The sequence below is a fragment of the Kribbella sp. NBC_00662 genome (assembly GCF_041430295.1).
Classification (GTDB): Bacteria; Actinomycetota; Actinomycetes; order Propionibacteriales; family Kribbellaceae; genus Kribbella.
This window is the reverse complement of sequence record NZ_CP109029.1, coordinates 3266195-3284509: the sequence shown is the minus strand read 5'-3', so window position 1 is coordinate 3284509 and position 18315 is coordinate 3266195. Positions and strand designations below refer to the sequence as shown.

Genomic DNA, 18315 nt, shown 5'->3' with positions numbered 1-18315 from the left:
GGCGTTGGACCCGCTCTCGTGATCCTCAGTTACTCGCTTCTAGCCTGAAGAGCCCGCTGACGTCGGTCGGCACTGTGTGGAGACGCTAGGACGGGTCCAGAAGCTACTACGTCGACTCAGTCTGACGCTCGCTGAAGTCCGGCTTCGGTAAGCGGTCGGCGAGCACGTTCGCTGCTTGGCGGTCTGATTCAGCAACCCACGCAGCGTAGACGCGGAGCGTTGTTGTGCCACCACCGCCGTGGCCGAGGCGGCCGGCGACTGTACGAATGTCTACGCCGGAGCTGATCAGCTCGGTTGCCGAATAGTGCCGCAGGGTGTGGAGGTGACTCTTGATGCCGAGCCTTGTGCACATCTCCGCGTACCTGTGGCTTACGCCGTCCGGGTTGCACGGTCGCCTGTGGTCCGCCTCGTAGGAGAAGACAAAGGCTGACTCGTCGAACGCCGCACCAAGCGCCGCAAGCTGCTCCTGGTAGTTGAGGCGGTGTGTGCCGAGCAACTCAACGGTTCCCGGGTCCAGGCTGATACGGCGCATCTGATGCGTCTTGGTGTCCTTCTCTCGCGCCTTGCCGTTTCGGTGGGTGAAGTTGCGGCGGATCTCGAGCACACCTTGGTCCGGGTGCAAGTCATGCCAGCGCAGCGCGAGCAGCTCGCCGCGTCGCGCTCCCGTCACCATCTTCAGCCAGATCAGCATGCCCCAGGCGAAGTCTTGCTCCCAGGCGGCAGCAAGGATCCGCGACCCCTCGTCGGATGTAGGAGGCAGCGGTTGCGGGGGCGCCTGCTTCGGCTTCTTCGCCTCGGCGGCGGGATTGGTGCCGATCCACTCCCAGCGGACTGCAGCCGCAAGCGCGCCGCTGATCACGAAGTGAATCTTGCGGACTGTCCCTGCTGACAAAGGCTTGCAGACATGCGGCGGGCACTCGGCCACCTTGCATCCAGCCGCAGCGCAGTCATGCTCGGCGCGGGTCTTCGCTGAGGGCCGGCCTGGTGGTCACCGATGTTTCACCACCACACGGCATTCGTGTTCGCCGGCGGCGCGGTGCTCGACGAAAGGCTTCCCGTCGCACCTCGCGCTGCAGCGTCGCAGCTGCGCGTAGAACTGTTCCAAGGCACGAGTTCCGAGCTTCGAGATCGGTACGTCGCCGAGGGCTGGGCCGATGGTCCGATCGGCTAGCTCGCGGTACCGATCGAGCGTCGAGTCATCTGCCTCGTGAACTTCGAGCCACGCGTCCAACGCGTACGACAAGGTGGCCTTGGTTGCGGCGTTCCGCTGACGATCGACTTTGGCGAGCAGCCGCGAGCGGATCTCCGGGACCTTCTTCTCGTCGCGAGTCGACTCGGTCAGGTACGAGTCCTTGCCCGTGACGGGGTCTACGCCCTGATAGACCAGCACCTGATACGAGTTGCCGCGCTTGCGGACGACCCCTCGCTCGCGACCGCCGGTCTTGCGACGTCCAGGCATGGATCAATCGTACTCATTGACAGATCCATTGACAGTCGGTCACGGCAGGCAATCACTGTCGGTAGTAATGCCTGGTCAGAGCTAGAGCCGGTGAGGGGACTCGAACCCCTAACCCCCGCTTTACAAGAGCGGTGCGCTGCCAGTTGCGCCACACCGGCGGGTGTGCGGGTACATAGTAGAGGATTGTGTGGGGTGTGCTGCGGGGGTCGGTGGGGTTTCGGCGGCTTTGGGTGGCTCGGTCGGTCTCGTTCCTGGGGGACTCGCTGGGGCTCGTGGCGTTGCTGCTGTATGTCCAGGGGTCTACGGGGGCGGCGCCGGCGGTGGCGTTGTTGCTGTTGGCCGGGGATTTTGTGCCGGGGTTGTTCGGGGCGCTCGCGGGGGCGATCGGGGATCGGTTCGATCTCAAGCGGGTGATGGTGGTTTGCGACCTGGTCCAGGGGGTGTTGACGGCTGGGTTGGCGCTCGTCCTGCCGCCGTTGCCGGTGTTGCTCGTGATGGTGGCGGTCAGGAGTGTTACGGCGACGGTGTTTCAGGCCGCGTCGCGCAATGCGATGCCGGGGTTGGTGAAGGACGAGCAGCTCGAGGCGGCGAACTCGGCGCTCGGGGCGGGGACGTTCGGGCTGGAGGCGGTCGGGCCGTTGATCGCGGCCGCGCTGTTCCTGGTCACCGACGTACGCGGGATTCTGTTGATCGATGCGGCGACGTTCTTCGTGTCGGCGGCGTTCTTGAGTCGGTTGCCGCGGATTCCGCGGGCTGAGGCGTCGGGGCACAGCTTCCTCAGGGACGCGCGCGACGGGCTGGGGTACATCTGGCGGACCAAGGCTGTGCGCGTGATCGGGCTCGGGTTCTTCGCGGTGGTCGCGTTCAACGGCGTGGATGACGTCGCGATGGTGTTCCTCGCGAAGGACGAGTTGCGCGGGAGCGACTCGGCGTCGGCGACGCTGTACGCCGGGGTGGGGATCGGGCTCATCATCGGGTTCATGATCCTGGCTCGGTACGCGGGCCGCTTCAGGATGCCGACGCTGATGCTCGCCGGGTTCGCGGTGAGCAGCGTGGGCAATCTGGTCACCGGGCTCGCGTGGGCGATCTGGGCGGCGCTCGCGTTGCAGGTGATTCGCGGGCTGGGGATCTCGGGGGTCGACGTCGGACTCAACACTCATCTGCAGCGGGTTGTGCCGGCGCACCTGCGCAGTCGGGTGTTCGGCAATCTGTACGGCGCTATCGGGCTGGCGGCCGGGATCTCGTACGTGTTGGGCGGGTTGTTGCTGCAGCAGACCGACGCCCGTACGACGTTCATCACCGCGGGAGCTGGTGGGTTGCTGGCTACGGTTGTGACTGCGATCGGAGTTCGGCGATCGGGCGACGAAGAGCGCGAGCTCCCGGTACCGCGATGAGCGCGATCGCGGCCATCACCAGGAACGCGGCGGGCGGGTGATCGACCAGTAGGCCGACCACGACCGCGACGATGAGGCCGCCGAGGTTGCCAGACATCCAGATCAGGCCGGCGGCGGTGCCTTCGGCTTCTCCGGTGCGGCGTTCGACCAGCTCGAGCACGATCGGGAGGGCCGGCAGCAGGAGCAGGCCGATCAGGGTGATCGCTACGAAGCCGGTCAGTACGCCGGGGGCGAGTGCCAGGAGGACGCAAGCTGCGGCGGTCGCGGTGAGGCTGACGACGAGGAGGGTGGATTCGGCGTGGCGGCGTACGACGAGGATCGGGATGATCGCGCTGCCGAGGACGCCGGCGATCACGTTGACCAGGAGGATCGTGCTGGCGGTGCCGCCGCTGACGCCGGCTGGTTCGAGGAGAGCCTGGGCAAAGGTGCTCATGGCAACAAACACGCCGAACGGGAAGAGCGCGAGCACGCAGAGGCGTCGGATCAGCGGGTCACCCCAGGCAGCTGCGAGAGCACCACGGTCGGGACGGCCGGGTGGGACGGAGCCGGAGTCAGCGGACGCACTCGCTTGCGCGGCCGGAGCGTCTGCGGGCGCGGCGTCGGCGTGGGGGGTGGGAAGGGCTTCTTGTGGGGTCAGGGGCTCGTAGGCGAAGTAGGTGAACGTCGTGTTGCTGGGCTCGAAGGGGCCGGGGCGGCGTACGACGACGGCGAGGACGACTGCTGATAGGACACAGAAGATTGCGGTGACCCAGAGCATTGTCGGGAGGGAGGAGGCGGTGGTGAAGATGGCGGAGAGGAGGAAGGCGATCACCATGCCGGCGAAGATGCTTGCGGTGCCGACGGCGATGCCGGTGGGGCGGTCCTTCTCGGACAAGTAGCGGCCGGTGATGCCGGTTACTGCGTTGAGGACCAGGGGCTGGGCGATCGAGGCGAGGATCTGGCCGGCCAGGAGCCAGCTGAAGTCGTCGCCGATCAGGCGGACGAGCGCGCCCAGAGCTGTGAGTACGGCGCCGGCGATCAGGGCGGGGCGGAACCAGCGGTCCAGTAGGAGGCCGCACGGGATGGCGAGTACGACGTACAAGAGCGGGAAGACCTGGGCCAGCCAGCCGATCGCGCTCTCGGAGACGTTGTAGTGGTCGGCGGCGACCGTGGTAACGCCGGCGAAGTTCAGCCAGACGAGCTGGGTTGCCGCGCCGACCAACGAGTACCCGACGATCGCCGGCCACTGACTCCGCATCCGCATCTGCGAACTGTAGCGCCGGGACTGGCGTACAAAGGAGGAATGGTTGATTGGGAGGGGCCGCTGTCCGAGGCGTACGACCGGGCGTTGACTTATCTGGGGGCGTTGCCGGAGCGGCGGGTGGGGCCGCGGGCTACGGCGGCCGAGTTGCATCAAGCGCTCGGCGGGCCGCTGCCGACCGGGCCGACCGATCCGCGTGAGGTGGTTGAGCACCTTGCGAAGGGGGTCGATGACGGACTGTTGCCGAGTGGGAGTGCGCGGTTCTTCGGGTTCGTGTTCGGCGGCGCGACGCCGGCGTCGCTCGCTGCGGACTGGCTGACGACGGTGTGGGATCAGAACGCCGGTTTGTACGCCGCGTCGCCGGCCGCGGCTGTCGTCGAGGACGTGACGGCCAGGTGGTTGGCCGAACTGTTCGGGCTGCCGGGAAGCACGTCGGTCGGGTTCGTCACCGGCGCGCAGATGGCGAACTTCACCGCGTTGGCGGCGGCACGGCATGAGGTACTGCGACGCGCCGGGTGGGACGTGGAGCGGGACGGACTGATCGGGGCGCCGCCGATCCGGGTGCTCGCCGGGGCGGAGCGCCACGACACGATCGACCGCGCATTGCGCTTCCTCGGCCTGGGGACGAACTGCATCGTGCCGATCGCGGTCGACGAGCAGGGCCGGATGCGCACCGACGCGCTCGCCGAGGCGCTCGACTTGGATCCCGGCCGGACCGCGGGTGGGACCGGGATCGCCCGGCCCACGATCGTCTGCGCACAGGCCGGAAACGTGAACACGGGAGCGTTCGACCCGATCGCGGAGATCTGCGACCGAGCGCACGCACACGATGCGTGGGTCCACGTCGACGGAGCGTTCGGGCTGTGGGCCGCCGTCAGTCCGGGCCTTGGGCAACTGGTCGACGGGATCGACAGAGCCGATTCCTGGGCAACCGATGCGCACAAGTGGCTGAACGTGCCGTACGACTCGGGCATCGTGCTCTGCGCACACCCCGAACCGCACCGCGCCGCGATGTCGATCCGGGCGGCGTACCTGATCCAGGACGAGAACGGTCAACGCGACTCACTCGACTACAACCCGGAGTTCTCGCGAAGGGCACGCGGCATCCCGGTGTACGCCGCCATCCGTGCGCTGGGACGTGATGGCATCGCCGAGATCGTCGACCGCTGTCACGCGATGGCAAATCGATTCGCAGACCAACTGCGGGGCGCGGGCGTCGAGGTCCTCAACGACGTGGTGCTCAACCAGGTCCTGGTTCGTTTTCGCGACGACGACGCTGTCACCCGGCGCGTGGTCACCGAAGTACAGAACGAAGGCACCTGCTGGATGTCCGGCACCACCTGGCAGGGCAAGGCTGCCATGCGCATCTCGGTCTCCAACTGGACAACCGGCCCCGAAGACATCGACCGCTCCGCCGAGGCCGTCCTACGGTGCCTCCAACAAATCTAGTTCCCGCGACCGGTGCGGTCCTGTAACTCGTCGATCAGGCGGGATGCGTCGGCCTTCGACAGCTGGTCCGGTACGTCGACGCCTGCCTCCTGGGCCAGGGTGTGCAGGTACGACGCCTGCGCGCCTGTCATCGGCTCGTCGCCGGTCGTCCACTCGTCCGGATCCTTGTCCGGGACTGGATGCACCGTCATATTTCCTCCTGTCGAACACCCGCTCGATTGTCGAGCGCCCGGTACCCACAGGATCAACTCTCATGCACCCTGTCGATTTCCGCCGAAGTCGTTCGACGCACAGGCGTACGAACGATCACAGGAGGAAACATGTCGTTCCAGGCGTACTTGGACAAGATCGAAGAGAAGACCGGCCGGACCCCGCGGGAGCTGGTCGACGAGGCTCAGGCCAAGGGGTACCAGGACGTCAAGGCCGGCGTGATCTGCGACTGGCTCAAGGCGGACTACGACCTCGGCCGGGGCCACGCGATGGCGCTCGTGCACGTGATCAAGAACGGCCCGCAGATCAGCGACAAACACGTCGGCACCAAGGGCACCCACTCCGACCCCAGCAACTTGCTCTGGCTGGACGGGAAAGCAACAAACCCGCTCAACGCGTAGCCGGGATGGTACGTCGCCAACCCTCGATGACCAGGGTTGGACGCATGCCGACCGACAGGTAGAGGTGCAGCGCCGGGGTCGGGTTGTTGGTGTCGACGTGCAGGATCGTGCCGGTCCGGCCGGCGGCTGCGTCGAGGGCGAAGGCGTCGCGGAGCAGGTACGTGGCCAGACCTCGCCCCCGGGCCGACTCGATCACGCCGAGCCCGTCGATATGGCCGCAATTCTCGATCTCGACATCCCGATCGCTGCAGTCGCGGAACGCGACTGCTTTTCCGTCGAGCTCGAGCAGGGTGAACTGGGACCACGAGAAATTGGCGTACGCCGCGCGAGCCTCCAGCCATTCCTCGTGCGGGCGGGCGACAAAACCGAATTGACCACGAAAACAGTCGATGATGACATCGTGCGCGATCCGGCGGGTCCGGTCGTCGTCCGCGCCACGACGAACGACATAGCCGGCCGGTACGTCGGGGGCCGCGACCGGTCCGGTGTGGTCGATCCGCATCCGGTTGAACGTCGTACCGCGGCTGAACTCGTGGTCGGCCAACAGTGCACGCAGCGACGCGTCGGCGCTGTAGACGTAGCTGTCGACAGTGACGCACGCGTGGCCTGCCTGGCGTCCCATCTCCTCCGCACGTCGCATGGATCGGTCGAACAGCCAGCCGGCGACCACCGGGTCCTGCGACACCACCTCGATCTCGGTCACCTCGCGATTGCCCTTACCGAAAGCCGTCCCGTAGCCGACCGGCACGTCGTCCCGGTCGAGTACCAACCAGCCGTCGGTCGAGGGTTCGGAGCCTGGGTCAACGATGCCGCTGGTGATGTCGGTCAAGGTGCAGTCGGCGGAGCCGATCACAGCGGTGTCGTACGCCGACACCAGGGCGAAGATCGCCCCGGAATCGGCAGGCACAGGCGGTCGGACCGTGTACTCGGTCGGCAGTACGGCGGTGGTCATCGCGCCTCACCATCGATGGGCGATGTCGACGACGACTCGGCTGCCGGAGCCCGGACCGTCAACTGTGAACACGCGGAACGGCAGACGGGCGCGAAGCCCGATCCCTATCCAGGCAGTGTCTTCGCTGCTGCCGGCGTACTCGATCTGGCGCAGAGTCCGGTACCCGGCGACGTTCGGAATGTCGGATTCCTCCGGCTGGTAGGCCCAGTGGCCGGCGTCGTCGAACTCGCGGACGCCGAGCATGACCTCCAGTTTCGCGCCCCCGCGGAGTGGGACGAGATGGCCGGCGCCGGGGCGGTAGACATTCTTGACGTAACGCACGGTGTAGGTGGCGGGTTCGCCGGTGAGGTCGAAGACGACGCGGTCGAAGCAGGCGTGCCGCCCGCTGCGGATCGTCGCCAGCATGGCGGTGCTCGCCTTGTTACTTGCCTCCGGCAAAGAACCCCAGGCGGTCCGGCAACTGGTGGCGGCCGAGGCGGTTGCGGGTACAGCAACAGCTGGAACCGAAACCACCGCGAGTACGGCGATCGTGGTGCGGATGGAATGGAAATGCTTCATTTGTGTCCCCCCTTTGAGACACCTGTTCGATGCATTCAGAGAGGCGGAAGTTGACATTTCGGCGCGGTGATCTTAAGTGCCTGGAATTCGACGCTGGGTGATGGCGTACCGTAGGCGGGTGGAATCGAGGAAGTCACCGCGCGACAAGTGGATCACGGTCTACGGCCGCAAGCCTGTGCTCGAGGCCCTGCACGATCCGAAGCTCTCCGTGGCGAAGGTGGTGCTGGCCGACAACGCGACCGGCGGCTCGATGCAGGAGATCCTCAGAGCTGCGGAGAGGTACGGGACGCCGGTCGAGCGGGCGACGGCCAGCCGGGTGAAGTGGCTGGCCGGGAACGGGAAGCACGACCAGGGTGTCGTCGCCGACGTGGATGCGCCGCGGATGACACCGTTGGAGGAATTCGTCCGGACCCGCGGGAAGCGGCCGACGAACGTGTTCCTGCTCGACGGCGTCACCAACCCGGGCAACGTCGGCATGATCCTGCGGACCGCGACCGGCGCCGGCTTCGACGGGGTGATCCTGCCGAAGGCGGGTACGCCGCACGTCGGCCCGCTCGTGATCAAGGCCTCGGCCGGCATCGCGTTCCAGGCGCCGATCGTGAACGCCTCCACCGCGAAGGCCGCGGTCGACCTGCTCCGAACGGCCGGCTACCACATCTACGGGCTCGCGGCCCGCTCGCAGGACTCGCTCTTCAAGGCCGAGCTCGCCCCGCGCGCCGTCTACGTGCTCGGCGGCGAGACCAACGGCATCACGGTGTCGACCGACTCCGACCTGCAGATCCCGCTGCACGCCGGTGTCGAATCCCTGAACGTCGCCGTCGCCGCCGCGGTCGTCGCCTTCGAGGTCACCAATCGCTGATGCAACCGAACCTCCCGACGACGCGTTTATTGCGCAGCGCGAGTTGAGGAGGACAGGTTGGACAGCGAGGCGGAGGGTGAGTACACCGCGTTCGTGACCCATCACGCCAACGCGATGTGGCGTACGGCGTACCTGCTCTGCGGCGACCGTCGACGGGCCGAGGATGCGACCCAGGAAGCGCTACTGCGGCTGTACCGCCGCTGGCCCAAGCTGCAGAACAAAGGCGGGATCGTCACCTACGCGCGGAAAGTGGTCGTCTCGGCGACTCTCGACGGGCTGCGCCGACGGGCGAGCACCGAGATCGTCGGCGGAGACACGTACTTCACCGGCGAGGCCGATCCCACTGATCACGTCGGCCGTGTCGAGCGGCGGCTCGTGATCACGCAGGCGCTGGCCGAGCTCCCCGAGCGGCAGCGGGCCTGCGTCGTACTGCGGTACTTCGACGACCTGTCCGTCGACGAGACCGCCGACGTACTCGGATGCCGGCCGGGCACCGTGAAGAGCCAGACGATGCGCGCGCTCGACAAGCTCCGGCTGCACCCGGCCCTCGCCGACTTCGACCTCGCCGAACTGGGAGGCTGACATGACGAACCAACTCAAAGACCTGATGACAGAGGCCGTCAACGCGCAGGCGCCGTACGTCCCCGATGTGGCGGGCCTGCTGCACGCCGGTCGCCGGCAGGTACGTCGACGTCGCGTGGCGAACGCGATCGCGACAACCGCCGCGGTTGCTGTGGTGGCAGGTGCGACGACGATTGTTGTCGGAACGATCGACCGGTCCAGCGAAGAACCGGTCGCCCCGGCGCGAACACCGAGCCAGACGCCGCTCGGGCTGCCCTCGGTGGGGCCTGGTGGAAGCACGGGCATATGCACCACTGCGGACGGCGAAGGTGCCGCGGGCTGGAATTGGCCGGTCGTCCTCTACGCGCAGGACACATTCGGGATGTCGATCGTGCGGCAGTCGAAGAGCACGGTCGCGTTCTGCACGACCGAGTGGGGTAACGGCGCGAAGCTGTCCGTCGTACCAGGCGGAGCGAAGGACGGGATCGTTCTCCGCAAGAGCGCCGCGGAAGGTCGCGGCGCCCAACCCGGATCGAGCGTGACAAGCGTGTTCGGCACGGTCCCGCGAGGCACTCCCCCACGCGTCACCGTCGAGACCGCCGACGGGCATGTCGGCGTCGCGAAGGTCAAGGACGGGTACTTCGTCTACCGCCGCGTGGAGCATTCGCTCTGGCCGGGGCCGATGCCGCACGCGATCATCCGCTTCAAGTACGCGGGCAAAGCGGAGTACGTCGCGGCTAGCCGGTGATCTCCCCGACCAGCTGTTCAGCCGAGTCGCGGGTGTAGCCGCCGGAGATCTCGATCTTGCCGCCCGCGATGGCCGACTGGACCGTGGGTGCGGTGACGACCTGTCCGCGAACGACAATCGCCAACTGGTTCGCGGGCGGGGTCTCCCGGGAGAGGCTGGAGGTGAGCTGCGCGAACAGCTTGGTGCCCTCCTCGTCGAGCGTCAGGCCGACGTACCATCCGCCGGTCGTCGAGCCCTGCTGGATGCCGCTCTTGACCTCGGTCACGTTGCTGCCGTCGAGCTCGACCTTGCCGAGCGTGTACCGCATGCCCTTCGCGTCGCACGCCGTACCGTCGGGCACCGGCGTGGGACAGGTGCCGGCCTTCGCGGACAGCACCCGACGGAACTCGACCGCGGTCGGATCCGACGGCTTCGTCCGGGCCGCGGGAGTGGCGGCAGGCTTGTCATCGCTTCGCTTGATGACCAGCACGACACCCGTCACGACGATCGCGATCAGCAGCAGCACGAGCCCGCCGACGAGCAGCAGCGGACCCCGGGACCGCTTCGGCGAAGGCTGCTGCGGAAACAAAGGCGGGTAAGTCATGCACGACATGCTAGGTAATCAAGAAGTCACCTTGAGCAGCCGTGCCGCCAACTCGGCGTTCCGCTGAGCAAACGTCCGCCACAGCTCCGGCGTCGCCGCCACCCGCTCCCGCGCCGTCGCTTCATGAACTGCCCGCACCGTCCACGTACGCATCCGCCCACCACGCAACTCGAACCGCACGAGTACGCCGTCCGCCCACCCGTACACATCCGCGTCCGTAGGCTCGAGCCAAGCAACCTTCTGCTCCGCCACGATCCAATCCAGCGCCTCGAGCTCGCCCTGCACCTTGGCCGCGAACTCGTACCGCAGCTCTGCCGCAGCACGATCCCGACGACGTACCAACTCCTCACGCAACATCGACACCGCAGCCGGATCCCTTTGCAGTACGGCGATCGCCGTACGAGCCAATGCCTCGCGATCCGCCGGCCCGATCCCGAACAGTCGCCCGAACTCCTCGGCCGACCCATCACCCTCCACCGTGTACTGCAACGGCAGCACCCGATGCAGACCGGAGATCGCCTGCCTGATCCGCAGCCCACCGAGGTAAGGACCGAAATGCGGTGACGAACCGGTGACCGTGTGCTCAAAACGCAAGCCTGGTTTGGATCCGGAGGCGAGGCGGATGTAGCCGACGACCTCCGCGCCGCCCTCGGTGCGGTTCCATCGCGGCTTCGAATGCTCGAGGAGATTGCGCTCCAACCAGGCCGCCTCGTGTTCGGAATCGCACGAAACGCCTTCTACGCGGGCGATCCGCCGTACCATCCGGGCGAGATGCGGGCGGTCGCCGAGGTTCACCCAATACGACTGCACGCGCCGCCGAAGGTTCCGGGCGCGGCCGATGTACAGCACCTTGCCGGCCTCGTCACGGAAACGGTAAACGCCCGGCACTGTCGGCAACTCCCGGACGCTGCGTTTCATCAGCCCAGTGTGCACGGTCCGACCGTGCGCGTGACATTGGGTTGAGTGTTTGAAACGAATGCGCATCTGGGGTTGTGCGCCACGACGGTGCAGGTCATTCTGGCGAGCGATCCGAGTGTTCGCAGGGGGCTGTGAGGGCGAGCACCGGACCTGGGAGGCTGGGGGGCTTCGTGAGGTTATCCGCCACATGGCTGCGTCGTGCGCTGCCTGCATTGTGTGTCCTGGTGTTGCTGCCGCTCGCCGTGATCGCGCCCGCACAGGCCGCGGTCGCGCCGACCGGATTCAGCGAGCAGGTGGTGTTCACCGGGCTGACGAATCCGACGAACGTCGCGTTCTCGCCGGACGGCCGGGTGTTCGTCGCCGAGAAGAGCGGCCTGATCAAGGTCTTCGACTCGCTCGAGGATCCGACGCCGAGCGTGTACGCCGATCTCCGCACCGAGGTCTACAACTACTGGGACCGCGGCCTGCTCGGGATGGCCTTGAACCCCAACTTCCCAACGGATCCGCGGATCTACGTGCTGTACACACACGACGGGCTGATCGGAGGACCGACACCCAAATGGGGTACACCGGACACCAACGACGACCCCTGTCCTTCCCCGCCCGGCCCGACCGCCGACGGTTGCCAGGCCAGCGCGCGACTCTCGGTCCTCAACGGGACCGGCGCCGAGCAGGTGCTGGTCGAGGACTGGTGCCAGGTCTTCCCGAGCCACTCGATCGGCTCGATCGAGTTCGGCCCGGACGGCATGCTGTACGCCGGCGGCGGCGACGGCGCGAGCTTCAACTACATCGACTACGGCCAGGACAGCTACCCGTCGTCCGATGTCACACCCGACAACCCTTGTGGTGACGGGCCTGCGGCCGTCGGTACGACGCTCACGCCGCCGACCGCCGAAGGCGGTGCGCTCCGGGCGCAGGACGTCCGGACGACCGGCGACCCGACCAGCCTCGACGGTTCGATCATCCGCATCGATCCCGACACCGGCCAGGCCGCTCCCGGCAATCCGGCGTCGAGCAGTGCGGACCTGAACACGCGCCGCATCGTCGCGAACGGCATGCGCAATCCGATGCGGTTCACGTTCCGGCCGGGAACCAAGGAGATGTGGATCGGCGACGTCGGCTACTCGACCTGGGAAGAGATCGACCGGATCGTCGACCCGACCGCGAAGGTCACGAACTTCGGCTGGCCCTGCTACGAAGGCGCCGCCCGGCAGCCCGGGTACGACGCGATCAACGTCAACCTGTGCGAGAACCTGTACGCCGCCGGCCCGTCCGCGGTCACCGCGCCGTACTACGCGTACAAGCACAGCGACCACATCGTCACCGGCGAAACCTGCACCGTCGGCAGCTCGTCGATCTCCGGGATGCAGTTCTACGGCGGCGGGAACTACCCGGCGCAGTACGACGGCGCGCTGTTCTTCGCCGACTACAGCCGGCGCTGCGTCTGGGCGATGATGCCCGGCGCGAACGGTCTGCCGGATCCCGCGAAGATCCAGAACTTCGCCTCGGGGTACGGCGCGACGAAGCTGCAGACCGGTCCGGGTGGGGACCTGTTCGCGGTCGACTACGACAACGGCCGACTGCTTCGCTACGTGTACGACGCGACGAACAACCCGCCGACCGCGGTCATCCACGCGGATCCGTCGAGCGGGCCGACCCCGTTGACAGTCACGTTCGACGCGACCGCGTCCAACGACGCCGACGGCGACCCGTTGACGTACGCGTGGGACCTCGACGGTGACGGCGTGTACGACGACTCGACGGCAGCGACCGTGCAGCATACGTATACGACGTCAGGAGAGGTCGTCGCGCGGTTGAAGGTGTCGGACGGTCATGTGACCAATGCGACATCCCTGCAGATCAACGTGGCCAATACCGCGCCGACCGCGCTGATCACGTCACCTGGTCCGGCGACGACGTGGAAGGTCGGGGACACGATCAGCTTCTCGGGTTCGGCGACCGATCCGGAGCAAGGGACGTTGCCCGCGTCGGCCCTGACCTGGTCGCTGATCATGCATCACTGTCCGAGCGACTGCCACACGCACACGATCACGTCGATGACCGGTTCGCAGGGATCCTTCACCGCGCCGGATCACGAGTATCCGTCGTACCTCGAACTCAAGCTGACGGCGACGGATGCGCAAGGACTGACCGACACGAAGAGCGTGCGGCTCGATCCGAAGACGGTCGGGCTGCGGCTCGCCTCCTCGCCTGCCGGGCTGCCGGTCACCTCGCTGGACACGACGGCGAAGACTCCGTTCACCTCCACGGTGATCGTCGGGTCGAGCGTGTCGGTCTCGGCTGATCCGACCCAGCCGGTTGCCAACCAGCTCTACCGGTTCGCGACCTGGTCGGACGGCGGTGCGCGCAACCACAACCTCTTTGCACCGGCGGCGGCCACGACGTACATGGCGTCGTACGGCGTGAAGCGGAACATTGCCCGTGGTCGACCGGCGCTTGCCTCTAGCACCTATCTCGCGGGGCGGGAGGCGTCGAAGGCCGTTGACGGGTCGATGTCGACGGCGTGGTCGAGTGCGCGGACCGATCCGCAGTGGCTCCGGATCGATCTGGGATCGGTGCAGGTGGTCAACCGGGTGCTGCTGAACTGGTTGTCGACGGCGTATGCGAAGTCCTACCAGATCCAGGTTTCTGGGAGCGGGCGGACGTGGAAGACCGTCGCGTCGACGGTGAGCGGCGACGGCGGCACGGACAGCATCGTGTTCTCGCCGAACTACGCGCGGTACGTGCGGATCAACGCGACCAAGCGAGCTGTTGCCGGCAGCTACTACTCGCTGTGGGAGTTCGGCGTCTTCCAGGACACGGGGCTCGTGACCGGGATCGGCAGTAAGTGCATCGACGTCTACCAGGCCGCGACCGCGGACGGTACGCCGACGACGCTCTACACCTGCAAGTCGTCGGCGAACCAGCTGTGGACGCCGTCGCTCGAGGACGGAACCGTTCGGACCATGGGCAAATGCCTGTCGGCCCGCACCACAACCCTCAACACCCCGGCGGTGTTGTGGACCTGCGACGGTTCGCCGGGCCAGCGCTGGACGCCGCAGGCGAACGGCACCTTGGTCAACGCCGCGTCCGGCCTGTGCCTCAACGCGACCGGTGGGTCGAGTGCGAACGGCACCAAACTGATCCTCGCGACCTGCACCACCGCGACGAACCAGAAGTGGGTGCTGCCGTAATTCAGTCGTTCCGACGGCCGGGCCGGACCTATCGTCTCCTGCATGAGCAAGGGTTGGGTGGACGAGGGGTACGGCGCGGTCGCGGACACGTTCGCGGAGAACTTCTCGCTGTTTCCGGAGCTGGGCGCGGCCGTCACGGTGTACGCCGGCGGTCACAAGGTGGTCGAGCTCTGGGACGGCGATGCGGCGCCGGGGCGGCCGTGGTCGCAGGAGACCGTCGTACCGGTGTTCTCGTGTGCGAAGGGGCTGGTGAGTGTCGTCGTACACCTGCTCGCGCAGTCCGGGCAGCTGTCGCTCGACGAGCCGATCGGGACGTACTGGCCGTCGTTTGTTGCTAACGGCAAAGAGAACATCACCTGCCGGATGGTGCTCGGTCATCGGGCCGGGATCCCGGTGCTGGACAAGACGCTCTCGTTCGAGGAGATCGCGGCGTGGACGCCGGTGATCACCGCGATCGAGGATCAGAAGCCGCTGTGGGAGCCGGGTACGACGTACGAGTATCACGGGCATGTGTTCGGCTTCGTGCTCGGCGAGGTGGTGCGGCGGCTGACCGGACAGTTGCCGGGGGCATATTTCCGGAGCGTGATCGGTGATCCGCTCGGGTTGCGGGCGTGGATCGGGCTGCCCGCGTCGGAGCTGCCGAACCTGGCCCGGCTGGAGGAGGCCGAGGGGCGTCCGCCGGCGCTGGACCCGGAGCATCTGTTGATGCGGATCGTCACGATGAACGGAGCTTTGGAGTTCCCCGGGATCGACGTCGCGCATGGCTGGAACGATCCGGCCCTGCTTGCGATAGAGCTGCCCGGCGCCGGGGCCGTGGCCTCCGCGACCGGTCTCGCCGGCGTGTACGCCGCCGCGATCACCGGACTCGACGGCGCCGACCCGCTGCTGTCTCGGGAGACGGTCTCCGATGCGGCCCGCGAGGTTTCGTCCGGCACGAGTTACCTGGGCTTCGACGCCGGTGCGCGATGGGGATCCGGCTTCCTGCTGGACTCGGCCTTCCGTCGTACTCTCGGTCCGCGCAGTCTCGCGAACGACGGCGCCGGGGGTCAGTTCGCCTTCGCGGACGACGATCACGGGATCGCGTTCGCCTACACCGCGAACCGGATGATCGGCCACGGCGACCAGCGCGCGGCCCGCCTGGTCGAGGCTCTAGCCAAGCAACAGGTCGGCGACTGCCTCCGGCGCCTCGTGCATCACGTCGTGGCCGGTCGGTACGACGTGGACCTGCCAGGCGGGATCGGCCTCGAGTCGGGCGCGTAGCTCGGCGAACGGCGTCTGCTCCTCCCAGCCCGAGCAGTAGACGAAGTCCCGGCGAGGGATCCGGTCGACCTCGCCGGTGAGCCGGATCTCCTGCATGAACGAGGCGAGCGGGTGAGGGCGGCGACGGGGATCGCGGGCGCCGGGCGGGTTGACGGCGTACCCGGTGGTTGCCGCTCCGGCTACGGCCACTTCGCGGAAGTAGTCGTTGACCGACGACCACCATGACTCGCCGTCGCGCGGTACGAACGCGTCGAGATGCACCATTCGCGAGATCCGTCCGCCGGCTCGGTCTGCGGCGGCGGTGATCACCATCCCGGCGTAGCTGTGGCCGACCAGTGTCACGTCGTCGAGGTGGGCGCGATCGAGCAACCGCAGTACGTCGTCGGCGTGGGTGTCGAGGTTGGCGGCGGCGACCGTCGCGATGTCGTCGTCCGGGTGCAGACCGGTCAGCGTCAGGGCGTGGACGTCGTGACCGGCCAGCAGCGGGATCACTGCCTCGTAGGCCCAGGAGCCCTTCCAACCACCGGGGATCAGAACAAATGTCGTCATGAGGCAATCTCACCGGATCCACCCCTTGGCGTGCTACCGCTAGCGAGCCAGTTGATACCCATTGGCCGCCAACTGTTGTAAAGGCCAGAACCTGTCCTCTACTGCGGCCAAGCTAGAGGCATGACCAAGAACCCTGGCGGTAAGTCGACTGTTACTCCGTACGTGGCCGTTCGTGGTGCCGCGGCCTGGCTCGAGTTCGTGCAGGAGACCTTCGGGACCGAGCCGGCCTTCGCCGTCCACAACGAGGACGGCACGATCGGCCACGCCGAAATCACCATCGGCGACTCGGTCGTGATGGCCTTCGACGCCCAACCCGACTGGCCCGACACTCCCAGCTTCCTCAGTGTGTACGTCGACGACGCCGACGCAGTCGTCGACCGCGCCGTCGCCGCCTGCGCAACCGTCGTCACGGAGCTGACCACCTCCCGCATCGTCGGCGACCGCGGCGCCCGCATCAAGGACCCGGCCGGCAACATCTGGTGGATCCAGACTCACGTGTATGACGTCGACCCCGCCGACCTGCCCGCCCTCTTCGCCGACCCCGCCGAGGCCGCCACCATGCGCCGCCTGCAGGAATCATTCGCCACGGAAATGCGCTCGCGAGTCCCGTAGTTCATGTGGCGTTCACGCGGTCCGGCGAGGGTCGCGAGGACGTCTGTGAGGGGAGAGTTGGGATGGCTCGTAGGTGGGTGGTAGCGGCTTCGGTGGTGGGGGTTGCCGCGTTGGTGGCGGGTACGGCGCCGGCCGCCGTCGCCGGTGACCGGGGGCCGAAGGTGGTGGGGACGGCGACGTTGCCGGATATCTCGTTGGGGAAGTTTTCCAACTCGTTGATCCGGGGGTCGGTCGACAACGACCGGAAGGTCGACCTCGGTGGGATCGGGAGTGACATCTTCCCGGCGGGTAGGAGCGGCGAGTTCTGGACCGTGACGGACCGGGGGCCGAACGGGCAGATCAAGATCGACGACGTGAACCGGCGGACGTTCCCGGTGCCGGGCTTCGACCCGGCGATCGTGAAGGTCAAGGTCGACGGCAAGAAGCTGCAGGTGATCGACGCGATCCCGATCACCACCCGGCACGGCAAGCCAGTCACCGGGCTGTCGAACCAGGAGAGCCGCGACGAGCTGCCGTACAACTTCGACGCCTCCACGCGGCTCGGCATCAACCCGAACGGCCTCGATACCGAGGGCATCGTCCGGGCGAACGACGGCACGTTCTGGCTGGTCGACGAGTACAGCCCGTCGCTCGTGCACGTGTCGAGCCGCGGTCAGGTGCTCGCGCGGTACGTCCCGAAGGGCCTGAACCTGAAGGGCGCCGACTACCCGGTCATCGAGTCGCTGCCGGCGATCTTCCTGACCCGCAAGATCAACCGCGGCTTCGAGGGGCTGGCGCAGCTGCCCGGCGGCGACCTGGTCCTCGCACTGCAGAGCCCGCTCTCGAACCCGACCAAGAAGGTCGGCGAGGCATCACTCAACACCCGGCTGCTCCGGTTCTCGCCGCATCGCGGAAAGCTGACGGCGGAGTACGCGTACCAGTTCGACCCGGTCGGTGTCGTCGACCCGGGTGAGGACGACACCAGCGAGCTGAAGATCTCGTCGATCGTTGCTGCCGGCCCCGAAACGGTGCTGGTGGAGGAGCGGACCGACAACGCCGCCCGGTTGCAGCGCGTCGTCCTGCGGCCGTCCGGGGACATCCTCGGCTCGAAGTGGGACGACGTTGCGACCACCCCGTCGTACGAGGCGGACGCGACCGGCGTGCCGGTGTTGAAGAAGGAGCTGTTCCTCGACCTGAACACGGTCAAGGGCGCGCCGAAGAAGATCGAGGGTGTCGCGCTGCTGCCGCACGACACCCTGGTCGTCATCAACGACAACGACTTCGGGATGACCGACGGACCCGCGGCCTTCGACGCCGAGGGCAACCTGGTCGACAGCGGCATCGAGACGACACTGGCCACGATCCGCCTGCGCTGAAGGAACGGCCCTG

General features: G+C 67.2%; 19 protein-coding genes and 1 tRNA gene. 10 read left to right on the top strand and 10 right to left on the bottom strand.

Annotated features, from left to right (window positions below):
• Nucleotides 1–106: 106 nt before the first annotated feature.
• The 3 genes from OHA10_RS16625 to OHA10_RS16615 form a co-directional block, all read right to left on the bottom strand.
• Nucleotides 107–925 carry a tyrosine-type recombinase/integrase gene (locus OHA10_RS16625; protein ID WP_371407109.1) on the bottom strand — a complete coding sequence of 273 codons (819 nt, stop codon included), beginning with the start codon at nt 923–925 and terminating at the stop codon, nt 107–109.
• A 63-nt stretch (nt 926–988) separates the two neighbouring features.
• On the bottom strand, nt 989–1459 hold the full coding sequence (locus OHA10_RS16620) for a hypothetical protein (RefSeq protein WP_371407108.1): 471 nt from the start codon (nt 1457–1459) through the stop codon (nt 989–991).
• A gap of 85 nt (nt 1460–1544) precedes the next feature.
• Nucleotides 1545–1617 (bottom strand) — tRNA-Thr (locus OHA10_RS16615).
• Nucleotides 1618–1689: 72 nt separating this feature from the next.
• On the opposite strand from OHA10_RS16615, the gene OHA10_RS16610 reads away from it, so the two are divergent.
• Nucleotides 1690–2853, top strand: coding sequence for an MFS transporter (locus tag OHA10_RS16610; protein WP_371407107.1), 1164 nt, complete (start codon nt 1690–1692; stop codon nt 2851–2853).
• Here the strand turns inward: OHA10_RS16610 and OHA10_RS16605 are convergent.
• Nucleotides 2783–4096: an MFS transporter gene (locus OHA10_RS16605; protein ID WP_371407106.1), complete on the bottom strand. Its 1314-nt coding sequence runs from the start codon at nt 4094–4096 to the stop codon at nt 2783–2785. The two genes, OHA10_RS16610 and OHA10_RS16605, sit on opposite strands and share 71 nt — an antisense overlap.
• A 39-nt stretch (nt 4097–4135) precedes the next feature.
• On the opposite strand from OHA10_RS16605, the gene OHA10_RS16600 reads away from it, so the two are divergent.
• Nucleotides 4136–5542, top strand: coding sequence for an aspartate aminotransferase family protein (locus OHA10_RS16600; protein ID WP_371407105.1), 1407 nt, complete (start codon nt 4136–4138; stop codon nt 5540–5542).
• Here OHA10_RS16600 and OHA10_RS16595 read toward each other — a convergent pair.
• Nucleotides 5539–5733, bottom strand: a complete 195-nt coding sequence (locus OHA10_RS16595; RefSeq protein WP_371407104.1) for a DUF3072 domain-containing protein — start codon at nt 5731–5733, stop codon at nt 5539–5541. The genes OHA10_RS16600 and OHA10_RS16595 overlap by 4 nt on opposite strands.
• Nucleotides 5734–5862: 129 nt before the next feature.
• Here OHA10_RS16595 and OHA10_RS16590 point away from each other — a divergent pair, with 129 nt between their 5' ends.
• Nucleotides 5863–6153, top strand: coding sequence for a DUF4287 domain-containing protein (locus tag OHA10_RS16590; protein WP_371407103.1), 291 nt, complete (start codon nt 5863–5865; stop codon nt 6151–6153).
• On the opposite strand, the gene OHA10_RS16585 is transcribed toward OHA10_RS16590, so the two are convergent.
• Both OHA10_RS16585 and OHA10_RS16580 read right to left on the bottom strand, forming a co-directional pair.
• Nucleotides 6143–7105, bottom strand: a complete 963-nt coding sequence (locus tag OHA10_RS16585; RefSeq protein WP_371407102.1) for a GNAT family N-acetyltransferase — start codon at nt 7103–7105, stop codon at nt 6143–6145. The genes OHA10_RS16590 and OHA10_RS16585 overlap by 11 nt on opposite strands.
• Nucleotides 7106–7111: 6 nt before the next feature.
• Entirely contained in the window at nt 7112–7663 is a 552-nt protein-coding gene (locus OHA10_RS16580) for a hypothetical protein (protein WP_371407101.1), read from the bottom strand.
• Nucleotides 7664–7781: 118 nt separating this feature from the next.
• On the opposite strand from OHA10_RS16580, the gene OHA10_RS16575 reads away from it, so the two are divergent.
• Genes OHA10_RS16575 through OHA10_RS16565 form a run of 3 tightly spaced genes read left to right on the top strand, consistent with a single transcriptional unit; the run spans nt 7782 to nt 9831 of the window.
• The gene (locus tag OHA10_RS16575) at nt 7782–8522 is read left to right on the top strand and encodes a TrmH family RNA methyltransferase (RefSeq protein WP_371407100.1); all 741 of its coding nucleotides are present in this window, start codon (nt 7782–7784) and stop codon (nt 8520–8522) included.
• A gap of 57 nt (nt 8523–8579) precedes the next feature.
• Nucleotides 8580–9104: a SigE family RNA polymerase sigma factor gene (locus tag OHA10_RS16570; protein WP_371407099.1), complete on the top strand. Its 525-nt coding sequence runs from the start codon at nt 8580–8582 to the stop codon at nt 9102–9104.
• Between the two features lies 1 nt (nt 9105).
• Nucleotides 9106–9831 carry a hypothetical protein gene (locus OHA10_RS16565; protein WP_371407098.1) on the top strand — a complete coding sequence of 242 codons (726 nt, stop codon included), beginning with the start codon at nt 9106–9108 and terminating at the stop codon, nt 9829–9831.
• On the opposite strand, the gene OHA10_RS16560 is transcribed toward OHA10_RS16565, so the two are convergent.
• Together OHA10_RS16560 and OHA10_RS16555 are read right to left on the bottom strand one after the other, a co-directional pair.
• Nucleotides 9821–10414: a hypothetical protein gene (locus tag OHA10_RS16560; protein ID WP_371407097.1), complete on the bottom strand. Its 594-nt coding sequence runs from the start codon at nt 10412–10414 to the stop codon at nt 9821–9823. The two genes, OHA10_RS16565 and OHA10_RS16560, sit on opposite strands and share 11 nt — an antisense overlap.
• A gap of 18 nt (nt 10415–10432) precedes the next feature.
• Nucleotides 10433–11332 (bottom strand): GIY-YIG nuclease family protein, encoded by a 900-nt coding sequence (locus OHA10_RS16555; protein WP_371407096.1) that lies wholly within the window; start codon nt 11330–11332, stop codon nt 10433–10435.
• A 224-nt stretch (nt 11333–11556) separates the two neighbouring features.
• On the opposite strand from OHA10_RS16555, the gene OHA10_RS16550 reads away from it, so the two are divergent.
• Both OHA10_RS16550 and OHA10_RS16545 read left to right on the top strand, forming a co-directional pair.
• Nucleotides 11557–14526, top strand: coding sequence for a PQQ-dependent sugar dehydrogenase (locus tag OHA10_RS16550; protein ID WP_371407095.1), 2970 nt, complete (start codon nt 11557–11559; stop codon nt 14524–14526).
• Between the two features lie 42 nt (nt 14527–14568).
• Nucleotides 14569–15786 carry a serine hydrolase domain-containing protein gene (locus tag OHA10_RS16545; protein WP_371407094.1) on the top strand — a complete coding sequence of 406 codons (1218 nt, stop codon included), beginning with the start codon at nt 14569–14571 and terminating at the stop codon, nt 15784–15786.
• Here OHA10_RS16545 and OHA10_RS16540 read toward each other — a convergent pair.
• Nucleotides 15676–16335, bottom strand: a complete 660-nt coding sequence (locus OHA10_RS16540) for an alpha/beta fold hydrolase (RefSeq protein WP_371407093.1) — start codon at nt 16333–16335, stop codon at nt 15676–15678. The two genes, OHA10_RS16545 and OHA10_RS16540, sit on opposite strands and share 111 nt — an antisense overlap.
• Nucleotides 16336–16455: 120 nt before the next feature.
• Here OHA10_RS16540 and OHA10_RS16535 point away from each other — a divergent pair, with 120 nt between their 5' ends.
• Both OHA10_RS16535 and OHA10_RS16530 read left to right on the top strand, forming a co-directional pair.
• Nucleotides 16456–16947: a VOC family protein gene (locus tag OHA10_RS16535; protein ID WP_371407092.1), complete on the top strand. Its 492-nt coding sequence runs from the start codon at nt 16456–16458 to the stop codon at nt 16945–16947.
• Nucleotides 16948–17009: 62 nt separating this feature from the next.
• Nucleotides 17010–18302: an esterase-like activity of phytase family protein gene (locus OHA10_RS16530; protein ID WP_371407091.1), complete on the top strand. Its 1293-nt coding sequence runs from the start codon at nt 17010–17012 to the stop codon at nt 18300–18302.
• Nucleotides 18303–18315: the final 13 nt, after the last annotated feature.